We start from the raw sequence: 16,990 nt of genomic DNA on the forward strand, positions 1-16,990 counted from the left end.
GGTCGTCGCACGATGGTGGCCAGGGCGGACTTCGAAACAAGCGATGGCGCCAGCGGCGCCGAGGTCCGTTTCACCGGGCGGCTGACGCTCGCGCGGCTCGGCGACCTGCCCGCGCGGCTCGACGCGCTCGGCCCGATCGCCTCGCTTGACCTGTCCGCTATCGAACGCATCGACACCGTCGGCGCGTGGATCGTCACCCGCACGATGCGCGACCATGGCGCGAAGGTCACCGGCGCCAGCGCCGACGCCGAGCGGCTGCTCGACGCGCTCGCCAGCGACAAGAGCGACTATCGCGTCCACCGCGACCGCCGGTCCGCGTTGAACCGGATGCTCGAACAGGTCGGCACCGCCAGCATGGCGGTCTGGCACGAGCTACTGGGCATGATCGGCTTTCTCGGGGCGATGATCATGGCGCTCGGCACCCAGCTGCGCGCGCGCCGCCGCCTGCGCTGGCACGCGATCGTCACCCGCTTCCAGACCGTCGGCGTCGATGCGCTTCCCATCATCGGCCTGATGACCTTCCTGATCGGCATCGTCATCGCGCAGCAGGGGGCGGTGCAGCTGCGCCAGTTCGGGCTGGAAGTGTTCACGATCAACCTCGTCGGCCGCGCCTCGATCCGCGAACTGGGGCTGCTGATGACCGCGATCATGGTCGCGGGCCGCTCGGGCAGCGCCTTTGCGGCGCAGATCGGCACGATGAAGCTGACCGAGGAAATCGACGCGATGCGCACGATCGGCGTCTCCCCGATGGAGGCGATCGTGCTCCCGCGCGTCGCCGCCGCGACGATCCTGATGCCGCTGCTCGGCTTCTACGCCAGCCTCTGTTCGATCGTCGGCGGCGGCGTCTTTTGCTGGATCGGGCTCGACATCCCGCCGCTGACCTATGTCCAGCTGCTCCGCGACATCATCCCGATGACCGATTTCTGGGCGATGCTGATCAAGGCGCCGGTGTTCGGCGTCCTCATCGGCGTCACCGGCTGCTACGAGGGCATGCAGGTGCGCCAGAATGCCGAGGAGGTCGGCCAGCGCACGACCTCCGCGGTGGTCGCGGCGATCTTTCTCGTCATCGTGCTCGACGCCTTTTTCGCGGTCTTCTTCTCGTCGATCGGATGGAACTGATGGCCGGCGAGACCGAGCAGCAGCAGGTGCAGGCCGAGCTGGCCGCCGCCGACGCGGTGCGCCCGGAGCAGCACGAGGTCGCGATCCGCGTGCGCGGACTCGTCAACAAGTTCGGCGACGCGGTGGTCCACGACGGCCTCGACCTCGACGTCCGCTCGGGCGAGATATTGGGCGTCGTCGGCGGTTCGGGGACCGGCAAGTCGGTGCTGATGCGCTCGATCATCGGGTTGCAAATCCCCGACGCGGGCGAGATCGAGGTCTATGGCAAGTCGCTCGACACCATCGCCGACGAGGAGGAATCGCGCGACCTGCGCCGCCGCTGGGGCGTGATGTTTCAGGGCGGGGCGCTGTTCTCGACGCTCAGCGTCGCGGAGAATATCCAGGTTCCCCTGCGCGAATATTATCCGCGCCTCGACCAGAGGCTGCTCGACGAAATCGCCGCCTACAAGGTCGCGATGGTCGGCCTGCCCCCCGACGCGGGCCCCAAATATCCCGCCGAGCTGTCGGGCGGCATGGTCAAGCGTGCCGGCCTCGCCCGCGCGCTCGCGCTGGACCCCGCGCTGCTTTTCCTCGACGAGCCGACCGCCGGCCTCGACCCGATCGGCGCCGCCAAGTTCGACGAGCTGATCCGCGAGCTAGCCGACACCATGGGGCTCACCGTCTTCCTGATCACCCACGATCTCGATTCGCTTTATGCGACCTGCGACCGCGTCGCGGTGCTGGCCGAGAAACGGGTGATCGCGATCGGCACCATCCCGGAACTGCTTGCCACCGAGCACCCCTGGATACAGGATTATTTCAACGGACCCCGCGGCCGCGCAGCGGCGAGCGGGAACCAAACCGCAAAGCGGCCATAGGAACGACTGATGGAAACACGCTCGAACAACGTCCTCGTCGGCGCCTTCGTCCTCCTCTTTACTGCGGCGCTCGCCTTTTTCGTCGTCTGGCTCGCCAACGACAGCGGCGGCGACAAGCAGGAATATGATATTTATTTTAAACAGGCGGTCGACGGTCTGAACAAGGGCGCGCAGGTGCAATATTCGGGCGTCCCCGTGGGGCAGGTGAAGCAGATCGCGCTGCTCCCCGACGACCCCGAATTCGTCCGCGTGCGCATCCAGGTCGACGAGGGCGTGCAGATTCGCCAGGGCACGACCGCGGCGCTGGAAGGCGTTGGCTTCACCGGCGTGTCGCAGATCTCGCTCGCCGGCGGGGTCAAGGGGGCGCCGCTGATCACCGACAAGGGGCCCGACGGCAAGCCCGTCATCCCCAACCGCGTCGGTGGCCTCGGCGAACTGCTCAACACCGCCCCGCAACTGCTCCAGCGTCTCTCGACCCTCACCGAACGCCTCGCCGAGCTCGCCGACGACGAAAATCAGGCGAGCATTCGCGGCATCCTCAACAATGTCGAGGCATCGACCGCGATCCTCGCGCGTAACGGCCCCGCGATCGAGGCCGCGCTCGCCGACACGCGCATCGCGATCCAGCAGACCGGCGTGGCCGCCGAGCAGATCGGCAACCTCGCCGCCGCGACGCAGGGGACCGTCGATCGCAACATCGACCCGGCGATGAAAAATCTGCGCGACACGCTCGCCTCCGCCAACCAGTCGATGAAGACACTCGAAAGCGCGATCACCGACGCGCGGCCGGGACTCAAGACGTTCAGCGAGACGACGATCCCCGAGGCCAACGCCCTGATCCGCGACCTGCGCCGCACCTCGGCCTCGCTCTCCAGCCTCACCGACAAGCTCGACCAGCAGGGCGCGGGCGCCGTCATCAGCGGCAGCAAGCTGCCCGACTACAAGCAATGAGGACCACCAATATGCCCCGCCGCTTTCGCGCACCGCTGCTCGCCACGCTCGGCCTGCTCACCCTTTCGGCCTGCGTCAGCTTCGGCGGCAAGCCGCCGCCCTTTCTGCTTACGCTCGACGCCGACGCCGCTCCGGTCGCGGGCGCCGCGCGCACCGCAAGCGAGGCCGCGACGCTCACCATCCTGATCCCCACCGCGCCGCAGAAACTCCGCACGACACGTATCCCCGTGCAGCAGGACGGCGCGAGCGTCGCTTACGTCAAGGACGCGCAATGGGTCGAGGCGCCGCAGCGCCTGTTCCAGCGCCTGATCAGCGAAACCGTCGCCGCGCGCTCGGGCCGCGTCGTTCTCGACGAGGGGCAGTATCTGACGGCACCGGGCGAACAGCTCGCGGGCCAGCTGATGGAATTCGGCGTCGATGCCCGCACCGGCGAGGCGGTGGTCGTCTACCAGGCGATGCTCGTTTCCGCCGGCGGCAAGAGCATCACCCAGCGTCGCTTCGAGGCGCGCGAAAACCTCGGCGGCGTGGTCGAGGCGAAGCCCGTCGGCGCGGCGCTGACGAGGGCAGCGAACAAGGTCGCGGTGGATGTGGCGGAGTGGTTGGGGAGTTAGCCTTCGCCGCGTTGGCATTCGGTAATTGCTGTTCCCCGGCGCAAGCCGGGGTCCAATTAGGAGAAGGCTGCGTTCGCTATCTGGGCCCCGGCCTGCGCCGGGGAACGGGAAGGGCGAAAACGGGTCGGGAACGGATGGTTTTCTCCCCTTCCGCAGGCGGGAGGGGTCGGGTGTGGGCAGCACCCTCACAATGGCCCACCCCGCTGCGACTAACGAACAAGTTCGTAAGTCTCGCTGCCCGCTTGCGGGAGGGGAAACCGGTTCATTCCTCAAATGTCCGCTCCCCACCCCAAGGCACACATCACCCCATCAAACTCTTGCTCGCCTGCTCGGTCGTATCCCTCGACAGCCCCGGCTGCGCCAAGATCCGCTCCAGCTCGCCCCTCATCATCGCCGCGCGTCTGTCATCGAAGCGTTTCCAGCGCCCCAGCGGCGGGATCATCCGTGCCGCGGTCTGCGGGTTCTTGGGGTCGAGCGCGATCACCAGGTCGGCGATCAGCTTGTAGCCCGCGCCATCGGCCTGGTGGAACGCCGCCTGGTTGCCGGTCAGCGCGCCATAGAGCGAGCGCACGCGGTTGGGGTTCGCCAGCGTAAAGTCGGGATGCCCCGCCAGCTCCTTCACCGCCGCAACGGTGTCGGAGCGCAGCGACCAGGCCTGCACCTGGAACCATTTATCGAGCACCAGCGGATTGTCGCGATAGCGCTGGTAGAAGATGTCGAGCGCGGCGACGCGTTCGTCGCTGTCGCCATGCGCCAGCGTCGCGAGCGCGGCCTGCCGTTCGGTCATGCCGTCGGCGTTCGAGAAGATGTCGAACACCAGCGCCGGCACATCGGCGATGCCCGTCGCGGCGAGATAGGCGATGGCGACGCCGCGCAGGCGGCGGCCGCCCTTGGCCTTGGGGCCGAGGTCGGTCGCGGGCGGTGCGGTACCGGCGAGGATCGCGCGCCATTCGCCTTCGAGCGCGCGGCCGATCGCCGCCTGCAGCGCCAGCCGCTCGCGGCGGATCGCGTCGGGATCGACCGTCACCATCTGGTCGCCGATGAACGCCTCGCTCGGCAGCAGCACCGCCTCGGCGACGAAGGCCGGGTCTTCGGCCCGCCCCGAAAGCGTACCCGCGACCGCGTCGATCACCGCCCGATGGTCGGCCTGCTCGCCCGACACCGCCGCGACGAGCGTGTCGAGCATCAGCTGCTGCAGCGCCTCGTAGCGCGCGAAGGGGTCGTCGTCGTGCGCGGCGAGCCAGGCGAGTTCGCCCGGCGCGCGGACATAATCGACGATCACCGGCGCCGAAAAGCCGCGGTTCACCGACAAGGCCGGCCGCGCGGCGAAGCGCCCGAGCGGGACGCGCTGGCTCGCCCCGGTCAGCGTCACCAGCGTGTCGGGCATCGCCGCTCCGCTGCCGTCCATCGCGAAGGCCGCGAGGCGGAGCGGCATCATCATCGGGCGCTTGTCGGGCTGGCCCGGCGTCGGCGGCACCGCCTGCGCGATGTCGAGGACCCATTCGCCCGCCTCTTCGGCGAGCGAGAGCGTCAGCCGCGGCGTTCCCGCCTGTTCGTACCAGCGGCGGAACAGCGACAGGTCGATACCCCCGCCCTCCTCCATCGCGCGCACGAAATCCTCGCAGGTCGCGGCCTCGCCGTCATGGCGGTCGAAATAAAGGTCTGTGCCCGCACGGAAGCGATCGGGTCCGAGGAGCGTCGCGATCATCCGGATGATCTCGGCGCCCTTGTTATAGACGGTCGCGGTATAGAAGTTCGAGATTTCCTGATAGCTGTCCGGCCGGATCGGATGCGCGAGCGGCCCCGCATCCTCGGGAAATTGCGCCGCGCGGAGCAGGCGGACATCCTCGATCCGCTTGACGGAGGGCGAGCCCATGTCGGCCGAAAAGCTCTGGTCGCGAAAGACGGTGAAGCCCTCTTTCAGGCTGAGCTGGAACCAGTCGCGGCAGGTGACGCGATTGCCCGACCAGTTGTGGAAATATTCGTGCGCGACGACCCCCTGCACCCCATCGTAATCGACGTCGGTCGCGGTGTCGGGGTCGGCGAGGATGTAGCGGGTGTTGAAGATGTTGAGGCCCTTGTTCTCCATCGCCCCCATGTTGAAATCGCCGACCGCGACGATGTTGAACAGGTCGAGGTCATATTCGCGGCCATAAACGCGTTCGTCCCACGCCATGCTGTCCTTCAGCGCCTGCATCGCATGGCCGGTGCGGCCCTCGTCGCCGCTCCGCACCCAGATGCCGAGCTCGACCTCGCGGCCCGACATGGTCGTGAAGCGGTCGCGATTGACCACCAGGTCGCCCGCGACGAGCGCGAAGAGATAGCTGGGCTTCGGCCAGGGATCTTCCCACAAAGCCCAATGCATGCCGTCCGGGCCGTCGCCCTGTTCGATGCAATTGCCGTTCGACAGCAGGATCGGGAATTTCATTTTGTCGCCCGCCATGCGCACCTTGTAACGGCTCATCACATCGGGGCGGTCGGGGTGGAAGGTGATGCGGCGAAAGCCTTCGGCCTCGCACTGCGTGCACAGCATGCCGTTCGACGCGAACAGCCCCATCAGCTTGCTGTTGGCGGCGGGGGCGACGGCCGTGTCGACCTCGACCGTGGCCGCGCTGCGATCGCCGAGATCGACGACCAGGTCGGGGCCGTCCAGGCGCCAGTCGTTCCACACCGCGCCGTCGACGCGCACCTCCAGCGGCGTGATCCCGTCTCCGCGCAGCACCAGCGGCACCGGCGCGTCGGTGTGGCGCTCGACCGACAAGCTGGCCGACACCTTCGTCTCGTCGATCCCCAGCGCGAAGTCGAGCGCGACGTCGGGAACCTGCCACTCGGGCGGGCGATAATCGCCGCGGTGGATGGTGACGGGAATGGCGGGCGTCGAGGATGCGTCGGTCATGGATGCGGGTCTAGGCTTGGGCCGCGGCCTGCGCAATAAGGCGCGGCATGAGCGAGATGCTGATTTTCGGGCTCGGTTACGCCGCCGACCATATCGCCGGCCATAGCTCGAAGCGCGCGGCTGGACCGTCCGGGGGACGACGCGCGGCGGTGGCGGCGGATCGCTCGCCTTCGGCGACCGCGATGCCGTGCTCGCCGCGCTGCGCTCGGCGACGCATATCCTGTCGTCGGTGCCGCCGTCGGAAGGAGGTGATCCGGTGCTGGCGCGCTATGGCGAGGCGATCGCGCTCGCGCGGCGCGGGCTGGACGGGCTATCTGTCGTCGACCGGCGTCTATGGCGACACGGGCGGCGCATGGATCGACGAAAGCGCCCCGATCAGGGGCCGGCGTCCCGGCCGCAACGCCGCCGATGCGGCGTGGCGGGACCTGCGCGGCGACATGCGCATATTCCGCCTCCCCGGCATCTACGGCCCCGGCCGCAGCATTCTCGACCGCATCGCCGAAGGCCGCGCGCATCGCGTCGACCTGCCGGGGCAGGTTTTCAGCCGCGTCCATGTCGACGACATCGCGGGCGGCGTGATCGCCTCGTTCGGCGGCCCGCCCGGCGTCTATAATCTCGCCGACGACGAGCCCTGCCATCAGAACCGTCTGGTCGAATGGGGCTGCGCGATGCTGGGCGCGCCATTGCCGCCGTTGCAGACGCTGCACGAGGCCGGCCTGTCGCCCGCAGCGCGCGCCTTCTATGCGGAAAACCGCCGCATCGCCAACGGCAAGGCGAAGCGGCTTCTGGGATGGGTGCCGCGCTATCCAACGTTTCGCGAGGGTTTGAAGGACTGCCGCTGAACCTCTAACCTCGTCATTGTGAGCGCAGCGACACAATCCAGGGCGGTTTACGCACCTCTGGATGGTCGCGTCGCTCGCAATGACGAGATCTATGTCACAACAGCACATCCACCGTGTGGATCAGCACCCCGACCAGCCCGCCGACCAGCGTCCCGTTGATGCGGATATATTGCAGGTCGTCACCGACCGCATTTTCCAGCCGGTCGGTGATCGTCTTGGCGTCCCAGCCGCGGATCGTGTCCGACACCAGCCGCAGCGCGGTCTCACCATAGCTGTCGACGGCGCCAACCACCGCGCGCCGCGCATAGCGGTTGAGCGTGCGCTTGATATGCGCATCCTCGCCGAGCATCGCGCCGAACTGGGTCACCAGCTCGCCCAGCCGCCCCGCGAGCATCGTATCGGGGTCGCGCGCCGCCTTGAGCAGCGCGCCGCGCCCCTGTTCCCACAGACCGTCGAGCCAGCGCTTGACCGCCGCATTATCGAGCATTTCGTCGCGCACCCGCGCGACCTTTGCCTGCACCTCGGGGTCATGCTGCAGGTCGAGCGCCATCTTGGCGAGCCCCTCCTCGACGCGAATGCGGAAGGGATGATCGGGCTCCACGGCCATATCGGCGAGCAGCTTCGACAGGCCGAGCGACGATGCGTTTCGAGATGCTCTCGTCGAGCCCGGTGAAGCGGACGATGGCGTTGCTGTTGTCGTGAACCATCTGGTGGATCAGATGCTCGTTGAGGTCGAGCGTCTTCGATCCCCATTTGACCATCGCGTCGAGCAGCGGCTGATGCCGCCCCTCGGCCAGCGCCGCCTGCAGCGCCTGTCCCAGCAGCGGCGCGACGTCGAGTTCGCGCAGGCGATCGGCGATCGCCGACTTGACCATGCCGCCCAGCCGTTGCTGGTCGAGCGCGCCAAGCCCGTCGGCGATGATCCGCGACGCGCCGAGCTTGAGCCGTCCGCCGCCCTCGCCCGGCTGCGACAGGAATTTTCCGACCGCGCCCGCGATATCGACCGTCTGCATCTTGCGCGCGATCAGCCGCGGCAGCAGGAAATTGGTGAGCAGGAAGCGCGCCAGCGTGTCACCGATGCGGTTCTTGTTGCGCGGCACGATGGCCGTATGCGGGATCGGCAACCCCATCGGATGGCGGAACAGCGCGGTGACCGCGAACCAGTCGGCCAGCCCGCCGACCATCGCCGCCTCGGCAAAGGCGCGCACGAAACCGATCGCCGGGTGGACCTCCTGATAGTATTTCGCGCCGACGAAGACGATCGCCATCACGACGAGCATCCCCGTCGCGACGATGCGGATATTGAGCCCGCCCGTCGGAACGGCAACGCCCACCCGCGAGGGGTGGGCGCGCCGGGCTTCCGATTGCGGCGAAACGCTGTCCGTCATGGCCTTTCAATGGCGAAGCGTGGCAAAGGTTGCAACCGCCGCCGCGCCTTGGCCGTGCGTTCCTACTCCGCGGGCTGCAGTTCCGGATCGGCGCCGGGGCGCGGCTTCGCATTATCGCCCGGCTTGTAGGTCAGCAGGTTGCGCGAGAAGAAGCGGCCGAGGCGTTTTTCGATGCTGTCGGCCAGGCTGAAACCTGCCGGCACGATGAGCAATGTGAGCAGCGTCGACAGGATCAGCCCGCCGATCACCACCACGCCCATCGGCGCGCGCCACGCGCCGTCGCCCGACAGCGAGATCGCCGTCGGCACCATGCCCGCGACCATCGCGATCGTCGTCATGACGATCGGCTGCGCGCGCTTGCGTCCGGCGTCGATCAGCGCGGCGCCCTTGGCGACGCCATGGTCCATCTCCTCGATCGCGAAATCGACCAGCAGGATCGAATTCTTCGCGACGATGCCGAGCAGCATCAGGATGCCGATATAGACGGGCATCGAGATTTCCATGCCGGTGATCCACAGGCCGAGCAAACCGCCGAGCGGCGCGAGCAGCAGCGACGACATGTTGACCAGCGGCGACAGGAAACGGCGGTAGAGCAGGACGAGCGTCGAGAAGACGAGCGCAAGACCCGCGACGACCGCGATCACGAAGTTGGTTGCCAGTTCCTCCATGAATTTCTGCTGGCCCTGCACGATCTTGCGAATGCCCTGCGGCATATTCTTGACCGCGGGCAGCGCGTCGATCTTGGTCTGTGCGTCGCTGGTCACCAGCCCCTTCACCAGATCGGCGCCGATCACGATGCGGCGGGTCTGGTTGTAGCGGCGAAGTTCGGTCGGCCCGGCGCCGAAGCTGATCTCCGCGACCGATTTCAGCGGCACGGTCGTGCCGCGCGTCGTCGGAACCGGCAGATTCTCCAGTGTCGCGAGGCTGCGGCGCGAATCTTCGGACAGCAGGACGCGGATCGGAATCTGGCGGTCGGACAGCGAGAATTTCGCCGCATTCTGGTCGATGTCGCCCAGGGTCGCGATGCGGATCGTCTGGCTGAGCGCTGCGGTCGTGACGCCGAGGTCGGCGGCCAGGTCCATGCGCGGATTGATGATGATCTCGGGCCGCGGAATATCGCCCTCGATCCGCACGCCGCGAACCTCCTTCAGCGCGCTCATCTCCTTGACGATCTTCATCGCGTGCTTCTCGAGCGCGACCGGGTCGTCGCCGCCGATGATGAAGCTGATGTCGCGGCCGGAAAAGCCGCCCGACTGGCTCTGGAACGTCACGCGCGCATCGGGAATGGCGGCCATCTTGGGCTGCAGGGTCCGTTCCCAATCGACGCTGCTCGTCTCGCGGTCCTTCTTGAGCGTGATGTACACGCCGCCGCCGCCGACATTGACGTCATAGAAAGCGTTTTCGACATTCTTGTCGGCGACAAGGATCGCATTGATCTGGCTGGAGATGACCTCGCTCTGCGCCAGCGTCGACCCCGGCGGCAGTTCATAGGTGATCTGGCTGTAATCGCTGTTGATCGTCGGCTGGAACTGGCTGGGCAGCGTCATGAACAGGATGATGCTCCAGACGAACGCCCCGACGCCGATGCCGACGATCCACACGCGATGGTCGAACAGGCGCGCATAGGCGCGCTGGGCCATATATTGCGTCCACAGCGTGAAGCCCCAGTTGTGCATCCCGCAGAAACGCCCAAGAAGCCAGGCAAGCGCTCCGAGCGCCATCAGGGCCACGATTTGGACAGCCCATGCCACGACCACCGTCTGGATCGGCATCAGCATTCCGCCGCTCAGCCAACGGATTGCAGCCAGCACGCCCACTATGATGGCGGCCCACATATAGGCCTTCATGACCGCTCTGAATGGAGTGCGGTTGATCCACACCACAAACGCCCCGAAGAATATCATCACCAGGCTCGACAGTGCGAAGATGATGATCGCCGCCAATGGGGTCAGGAGCAGGAAATAAAGCGCCGGGTTCGGCCGATAATCAAGCGGGATCAGGTTGAAATAGGCATAGATGCCGAACGCCACCAACAGCCCCGTCAGGATCAGTGGCACGACCAGATAGGCAAGCCGCGTCGCCCTCGGCTCGAACCCAGCACGCTTGGCCTTGTGCTTGCTGTCGTCGAGCGTCCAGCGCAGCACGCCTTCATAGCGGTCGACCCACGGCCCCTCGGCATGCGCCTGTTCGCCCTGCGCCGACAGGAAATAGGCGGCGATCATCGGCGTGATCATGCGCGCGACGGCGAGGCTGACGAGCACCGCGAAGACGACGGTCATGCCGAACTGAATGAAGAACTGCCCCGACACGCCGGGCATCAGCGCGACGGGCAGGAACACCGCGACGATCGACATCGTCGTCGCCACGACCGCCAGCCCGATCTCGTCGGCGGCGTCGATCGACGCCCGATAGGCGGTCTTGCCCATGCGCATATGCCGGACGATATTCTCGATCTCCACGATCGCATCGTCGACGAGCACGCCCGCGACGAGGCTGAGCGCGAGCAGCGACAGGCCGTTCAGCGAAAAGCCCATCATGTCCATGAACCAGAAGGTCGGGATCGCCGACAGCGGGATCGCGAGCGCCGAAATCAGCGTCGCGCGCCAGTCGCGCAGGAACAGGAAGACGACGACGACCGCCAGGATCGCGCCCTCGATCATCGCCGCCATCGAGCTGCGATACTGTTCCTTCGTATATTCGGTGCGCGTGAAGAGGATCTTGAAATCGACCTTGGGGTTGTTCTTCTTGATCTCGGCGAGCTTCTTCATCGCCTCGTCATGGACGGTGACGTCGGAGGAGCCCTTCGCCTTTTCGATCGAGAAGGACAGCACCTGCCGCCCCCTGATCTTGGCGAGGTTGCGCTGTTCGGCATAGCCGTCGGTCACGGTCGCGACGTCGGAAAGGCGGATGGTACGGCCGTTGCCGAGCGAAATCTGATAGTCACCGAGCTGGTTTGCGGACCCCGCATTGCCAAGCACGCGCACCGCCTGCTCGGACCCGGCGATTTCGGTGCGGCCGCCCGCGGCGTTGACGTTGACCTGGCGCAACTGCTGATTGATCTGGCTCGCGGTGACGCCATAGCTTTGCATGCGCGCGGGATCGAGGATGACGCGAATTTCGCGGTCGACCCCGCCCGACCGGCGCACGCGCGCCATGCCGGGGATCGACAGCAGATCCTTGGCGACGGTGTTGTCGACGAACCACGACAGCTGTTCCAGCGTCATGTCGGTCGCCTCGACCGCGAAATAGGTGATCGGTCCGCCCGAGAAATCGACGCGCACGACCTGCGGTTCGAGGATACCGTCGGGCAGGTCGCTGCGGATCTGCTGCACCGCCTGATTGACGTCGTTGTAGGCGCGGTCGATCGGCGTGCCGATCGCGAACTGGACCATCGTGCTGCTGCTGCCCTCGCCGACATAGGAGGACATGTCCTCGACGCCGCTGACCGCGCGGATCGCGGCCTCGACGCGCTGGGTGACCTGCGTTTCGAGCTCGGTCGGCGCGGCACCCGGCTGCATCACCAGAACCTGCACCGCCGGGAATTCGACGTCGGGATTGTCGTTGACGTCCATCCGGTTGAAGCTGACGATGCCCGCCAGCAGCAACAGCACGAACAGCACGATCGGCGGCACCGGATTCCGGATGCACCAGGCGGAGATATTGCGAAAACTCATGGTTCAAACGCCTTTGTGCGCACGTCCGGCAATCATCGACGGGATCAGTTCGAGGTCTTCTGAAGCACCGGCTTTACCTTGTCGCCGGGATTCAGGAAGGCGCTGACCAGCACGACGACGCGCTCGTTGCCGGTCAGCCCCGATGCGATCGCGACGCCCGCATCGGACACCGAACCGACCTTGACCACGCGGCGTTCGACCTCGTTGTTCTTGCCGACGATCAGGACGAAACTGCCCTCGGGGCCGCTCTGCACCGCGCTTTCGGGCAGCAGCGGCGCTTCCGCCGATCCCGCGACGAGCCGGGCGTCGGCGAAACCGCCGGGACGCAGCGACGTGCTATAGGGCACCGCGATCCGCACCATGCCCTGGCGCGTGTCGGGATTGATCACTGGCGACACCTGCCAGACCTGGTAGGCGATGTTCAGGCTGGTGCCGACCGGCGTCACCGTCGCGCGGGTGCCCACGGCGACGCGCTGCAAATCGGCCTCGGCCAGCTGGGCCATCATTTCCATCTCGCCGCCCTTCGCCATGCGGAACAGCACACCGCTGCCCGAACTCACGATCTGGCCGGGCTCGATCTGGCGCGTCAGCACAAGGCCTGCCGCGGGGGCGACAATGTTCAAACGGCCGTTGCGCGCCTGCGCCTCGGCATATTGCGCCTGTGCCACACGGACGCGCGCATTGGCGGCGTCGCGCGTCGCGCGCTTGCGGTCCATGTCGGCCTTCGAGATGAAGCCGCGGCCGACCAGCGCCTGCGCGCGTTCGAGTTCGGCCTGCGCCAGGTCGGCATCGGCCTGCGACACGCGGATCGAGGCGGCGAGCGCCGCCGCCTGCTGGGTCTGGACCGAGCGGTCGATCACCGCGAGCGTCTGCCCCGCGCCGACCCACTGGCCGGGCTCGACCAGCACGCGCACCACCTGCCCGCCTTCGCCGGCGATACCCACCGGCATCTCGCGCCGCGCGGCGATCGTGCCGTTTGCGGAAATCTGGGCCTCGACCGACTGTTTGCCCGGAATCACGACGGTGACGTTCGGAATGCTCTGCGCCGGCTGCCCGTCGGGGCCCTTGCCGAAGCTGCGGTGGCCGCCGCGCCGTCCTTGCCCGCCGAAAAGGCCGCATAGGCCACGGCCAGGGCCACGACGATCAGCACGATCGCGACGATCAGCACCGTCCGCTTGCGGCGGTTGCTCGCCTCTTCGTCGAAATAGCTGTGCGACCCCGCCAGGCTGTCCATCGATTCCACTTTCCGCTCGTAGTTCACGCCAAGATCCTCTGCACCGCCCCGGCCGGAACCGGTCTGGACGGCTTGGCCCCCGCCCCCATTCGCGCGCCGGAACCCGTTTGTTTATCCTGTGGTGTGTTATCCAATTAAATCACCCCTGACAAGGGGGAAACGCGACCGCGCCTGCCGCACCGGAGCGGCGCGCCATAGGAGGTCTTCTCCGCGATATCCAGCGGGTTATGGAAAAGGGGCGGCTGGCTCACGCCAACCGCCCCTTTCGCGCCCGGCCCGGACCGGACCGGCTATGGACTGCGGATCAGCGAACGCGGCCGCGCCGCACCAGATTGACGATGCCGAGCAGGACGACCGCACCGAGGAATGCGGTCAGCAAGGTCATCGGATCGAAATAGTCGCCATCGCGCAGGCTTCCGCCATGCAGCAGCTCGGCCGAACAGGAAGCGGCCGAGGATCGAGCCGATGCAGCCGACGACGATGTTCAGGAAAATACCCTGTTGGGCATCGGTGCGCATCACGATGCTGGCGAGCCAGCCGATGATGCCGCCCATGACGATTGCGATAATCCACGTAAGCATATGTTGACCCCCTACGATCATTATGGCGCCCGGCGCTGCGGGCGAGACATGCTAACCCGTTTCTACCGCTTCGCCTAGCGAATTGACAGGGCGCGGAAAAACCGCGCCGGTCAGCGAACGCTGCCGCGGCGCACCAGATTGATCAGGGCCAGCAGCACGACAGCGCCGATGAAGGCCCAGAGCAGCCCGATCGGGCTGAAGGTGCTCAGGCTGGCGCCCATGCCGAAAAAGCCGCCGAGGAAATTGCCGAGAAAGGCGCCCAATATGCCGACGACGACGTTCAGGATAATGCCCTGCTGCGCGTCGGTACGCATGACGATGCTGGCCAGCCAGCCGATGATTCCGCCGACGATCAGCGTGATGATGATTCCCATGACCAACTCCCTTTGTTGCCGGGCCGCGCAGACCGGGCGGCTTCGCCGACGCGCCATTGCGTCCGAACCTTGTTCTGGCTTGCGTGATCACAATGCGATCAGGGAGCAAAAGGTTCCCGGTCGGCTCGTGGGAGCGCGGCCGGGAAAGTGGGATCAGTTCCGATCGGGGAACTTCTCCGGGTCGCAAAACGGGCATAAGCAGCGCGGTGCGACGGCGATGTGACAGCGATCACAGGGGAAGAAATTTTGGGAGGCGGCGCGATGTCGGCTTTGGGGTGGATTGCAGTCATTCCCCTCCCTTTTAGGGAGGGGGTTAGGGGTGGGTAGCGAGCGCAGCGAGCCAGAAGGAAGAGCGCCGCCTTCGGCGGCCACCCACCCCCAGCCCCTCCCTTGCAGGGAGGGGAGATCAACGTCCGCTCCCGCCCGATGCCGGCTGTTCGAGTCGGCGTGTTTGCAAAGAACCTAGTCGCCCTCGAAAGGCATCATCCCGCCAGCAGTCGAAATCTCGGCAGGCTATCTCCATGGCGCCTGTTTTGCGCGCACGCGAAATGGGGGTAGGCATCGCTGCCAACCCCCACTATCCGGTATCCTTCCGGTCGCTGCCCGCTCGCCTCATCCCGGTCCGCTTCTCTTGCGATCGGCGGCCCGCAAAACGACGCTTGCGGCGCGGTCCGGAGCTATCCGGCGATGGTTTGGTCGGCCCCCTTTCGGGGGCTGGCCGCACCTGGAAAGCCCTTCATCATCTCTTCATGCGTCTGCCGAAACAGTCGCTGCCCAAGCGATGGACTGCATTTCCTGTCCTGATCGGGTCCGCCTCAACTCGTGGGAATCGCGGCGTTCCGTGATCAAGTTACCGGTCCACTTCCTCGCCGTTCCGGCCCGTTCTCTTCCGGCTAGTCTTGCAACTACCCTTCATGTCCCGGCGGTCCGTCGTCTCCGTCGTCCGATGATTGGAAGCTGACATGAGTCGGCGGCGGCGCCAACAAAAATTGCAGCAAAACGCCCCCGATTGCGCCGCCGACTGTGGATAAGTCCGGTATTAGCAATTCGCGGATTCGGTGCAGCATTTTTGTAACAAGAGTGCAGCATTTTCGGATTCGGAAAATCAAATCCTCCGGCGGCAGACATGCGCCAATCGAGTCGCGACTCGGCAACGGCACGCCCCACCGACACGACGACTTGCGATAAAAAAGAAGCGGGACCCGAGGGTCCCGCTTCCTCGATGCGCGATTTGCGCCGGTCAGTTGCGGACGGTCACCTCGACCCGCCGCGCCGCGGCGGCATCGACGTTGGCGATCGTCGTCTCGGCCGGCTTTTCCAGCGCGACCCGGTCTGGCGCGATGCCGATGCGTTCGAGCGCCGCCTTCACGCCCTGCGCGCGCTGCTTCGACAGCTCGGCGTTCAGCGCCGCATTGCCCGTCGGGTCATTATATCCCGACACCGCCAGCGTCGCGCCCGGATTGGCGTCGAGATAGGCCTTCACCGCCGCGGCGGCGGTCGTCAGGTCGTTCGACACCTCCGACTTTCCGGTGTCGAAATAGACCGTCAGCATCGGCTCGGCCTTCGCGCTCGGCCGCGACGACACCCGACCCTTCGGGGATCGGCGCCGCGGCGGCGGGCGGCGGGGCTGCGTCGCCGGCCGGGGTGGTGGCGGTTCCGCTGACCACCGTCCCGTCGCCCGCCGCCGCGACCGGTGCATCCTGCTTCGAACAATAGCGCAGGCCGAAAAAGAGCAGCGCGAGCAGCAGCAGCGCCAGCAGCAGCCACGGCAGCCAGCTCCGGCCACCGCCGCCGCCCTCGTCGGGCGCCGTATAGGCCGCCTGCGGCGCGATCGTCGGTTCGGGCGGCGGCGCGGGAGGGACGGGCGCGGGGTCGGGCGCCGGCGTCGGAGCTGCCGCGGCCGCGGCCCCTGTGGCCGCCGCGCCGCCGAGAGCCGCCGCCGCGAGCGGAGTGTCCTCGCCATCGCCGCCATCGCCGCCCAGCGCCGCCGCGGCGGCTGCGCCCGCCGCGCCCACCGCCCCGGCGATGCCGCCGAAGATGTTGAGCAGGCCGAAATGCTCGGCGAGCAGATAATAGACGGTGACCCGGTTCTTGGTGCGATCTTCCTTCATGCGCTCGCCGACCCCGGCGATCGCCGCGTCGAGCGTCGCGTCGTCGTGGGTCAGCCCCAGCTTCTTCTTCAGGAAATTCTCGCGAACCCGGTCGGTCTCCTTTTTGTCCGAAAAGGACACGAGCGACGAATCGCGGTTCCGCAACGCGATACCCAGATATTTGACGATCGCGCCGACCACTGCCTCATCGGCGTCGGCGACATATTTGCGGACGTCCGCCAGCCAGTCTTCTGCCATGACCCAACTCCTCCTGCGGCGCGAGAAGAGTCCCGGAAAGGCACCCGCCGACGGCGGGACTCGCGCCCAGCCCGTTGAACCTATGATTTTTTTGGCCGGTGTAAAACCTGAAGCG

11 protein-coding genes and 3 pseudogenes are annotated in these 16,990 nt (G+C 66.7%); 5 read left to right on the forward strand and 9 right to left on the reverse strand.

Features of this window, described 5'->3' with window-relative positions:
- Nucleotides 1-12 precede the first annotated feature (12 nt).
- From N0A20_RS12085 to N0A20_RS12100, 4 genes are read left to right on the forward strand one after another with little or no spacing between them, the layout of a single operon-like run.
- Nucleotides 13-1,119 carry an MlaE family ABC transporter permease gene (locus tag N0A20_RS12085; RefSeq protein WP_260580629.1) on the forward strand — a complete coding sequence of 369 codons (1,107 nt, stop codon included), beginning with the start codon at nucleotides 13-15 and terminating at the stop codon, nucleotides 1,117-1,119.
- Entirely contained in the window at nucleotides 1,119-1,976 is an 858-nt protein-coding gene (locus tag N0A20_RS12090) for an ABC transporter ATP-binding protein (RefSeq protein WP_260580630.1), read from the forward strand. The genes N0A20_RS12085 and N0A20_RS12090 overlap by 1 nt, the downstream gene beginning before the upstream one ends.
- 9 nt (nucleotides 1,977-1,985) lie before the next feature.
- Nucleotides 1,986-2,927: an MlaD family protein gene (locus tag N0A20_RS12095; protein ID WP_260580631.1), complete on the forward strand. Its 942-nt coding sequence runs from the start codon at nucleotides 1,986-1,988 to the stop codon at nucleotides 2,925-2,927.
- An 11-nt stretch (nucleotides 2,928-2,938) separates the two neighbouring features.
- Complete coding sequence (locus N0A20_RS12100) at nucleotides 2,939-3,538, forward strand: ABC-type transport auxiliary lipoprotein family protein (protein WP_260580632.1); 600 nt, start codon at nucleotides 2,939-2,941, stop codon at nucleotides 3,536-3,538.
- Nucleotides 3,539-3,839: 301 nt separating this feature from the next.
- On the opposite strand, the gene pepN is transcribed toward N0A20_RS12100, so the two are convergent.
- The gene (gene pepN, locus N0A20_RS12105; protein WP_260580633.1) at nucleotides 3,840-6,434 is read right to left on the reverse strand and encodes an aminopeptidase N; all 2,595 of its coding nucleotides are present in this window, start codon (nucleotides 6,432-6,434) and stop codon (nucleotides 3,840-3,842) included.
- Between the two features lie 47 nt (nucleotides 6,435-6,481).
- On the opposite strand from pepN, the pseudogene N0A20_RS12110 reads away from it, so the two are divergent.
- A pseudogene (locus N0A20_RS12110) lies at nucleotides 6,482-7,276 on the forward strand (SDR family NAD(P)-dependent oxidoreductase).
- A gap of 94 nt (nucleotides 7,277-7,370) precedes the next feature.
- On the opposite strand, the pseudogene N0A20_RS12115 reads toward N0A20_RS12110, so the two are convergent.
- The 8 genes and pseudogenes from N0A20_RS12115 to N0A20_RS12145 all read right to left on the reverse strand — a co-directional run bounded on the left by N0A20_RS12115 (nucleotide 7,371) and on the right by N0A20_RS12145 (nucleotide 16,875).
- Nucleotides 7,371-8,664, reverse strand: a pseudogene (locus N0A20_RS12115) (DUF445 domain-containing protein).
- Nucleotides 8,665-8,726: 62 nt separating this feature from the next.
- Entirely contained in the window at nucleotides 8,727-12,338 is a 3,612-nt protein-coding gene (locus N0A20_RS12120) for an efflux RND transporter permease subunit (RefSeq protein WP_260580634.1), read from the reverse strand.
- A gap of 44 nt (nucleotides 12,339-12,382) precedes the next feature.
- Entirely contained in the window at nucleotides 12,383-13,357 is a 975-nt protein-coding gene (locus tag N0A20_RS12125) for an efflux RND transporter periplasmic adaptor subunit (protein ID WP_312846534.1), read from the reverse strand.
- A complete protein-coding gene (locus N0A20_RS20180) occupies nucleotides 13,354-13,599 on the reverse strand; it encodes a hypothetical protein (RefSeq protein WP_312846535.1) in 246 nt (81 codons plus the stop codon). The genes N0A20_RS12125 and N0A20_RS20180 overlap by 4 nt, the downstream gene beginning before the upstream one ends.
- Before the next feature lie 277 nt (nucleotides 13,600-13,876).
- Nucleotides 13,877-14,153, reverse strand: a pseudogene (locus tag N0A20_RS12130) (GlsB/YeaQ/YmgE family stress response membrane protein).
- 110 nt (nucleotides 14,154-14,263) lie between these two features.
- A complete protein-coding gene (locus N0A20_RS12135; protein ID WP_260580636.1) occupies nucleotides 14,264-14,527 on the reverse strand; it encodes a GlsB/YeaQ/YmgE family stress response membrane protein in 264 nt (87 codons plus the stop codon).
- A 1,240-nt stretch (nucleotides 14,528-15,767) separates the two neighbouring features.
- Nucleotides 15,768-16,043, reverse strand: a complete 276-nt coding sequence (locus tag N0A20_RS12140) for an OmpA family protein (protein ID WP_260580637.1) — start codon at nucleotides 16,041-16,043, stop codon at nucleotides 15,768-15,770.
- On the reverse strand, nucleotides 15,955-16,875 hold the full coding sequence (locus tag N0A20_RS12145; RefSeq protein ID WP_260580638.1) for a DUF2853 family protein: 921 nt from the start codon (nucleotides 16,873-16,875) through the stop codon (nucleotides 15,955-15,957). The genes N0A20_RS12140 and N0A20_RS12145 overlap by 89 nt, the downstream gene beginning before the upstream one ends.
- Nucleotides 16,876-16,990: the final 115 nt, after the last annotated feature.

It is taken from the genome of Sphingopyxis sp. PET50, assembly GCF_025244705.1.
Taxonomy (GTDB): Bacteria; Pseudomonadota; Alphaproteobacteria; order Sphingomonadales; family Sphingomonadaceae; genus Sphingopyxis.